Here is a 203-nt window from a genome sequence, read left to right on the forward strand (position 1 = left end):
GAACGGCACCACCACCAGCCGCCCCCCGTGCAGCAGAGGCGCCCACAGCTCCCACACCGAGAAGTCGAACGCGATCGAGTGGAACAGCGTCCACACCTGCCCCAGACCGAACCCGAACCAGCCCCCCGTCGACGAGAACAACCTGCCTACCTGCCGGTGCGACACCACCACACCCTTGGGACGCCCCGTCGACCCCGACGTAT

Annotated in this window: 1 protein-coding gene; it reads right to left on the bottom strand. The window is 68.0% G+C overall.

Features of this window, described 5'->3' with window-relative positions:
• Positions 1-203: AMP-binding protein (locus IE94_RS38815; protein WP_157849479.1), on the bottom strand; the 203-nt coding region annotated here is incomplete at both ends.

This window comes from Streptomyces violaceorubidus (assembly GCF_000717995.1).
GTDB classification, from domain to species: domain Bacteria; phylum Actinomycetota; class Actinomycetes; order Streptomycetales; family Streptomycetaceae; genus Streptomyces; species Streptomyces violaceorubidus.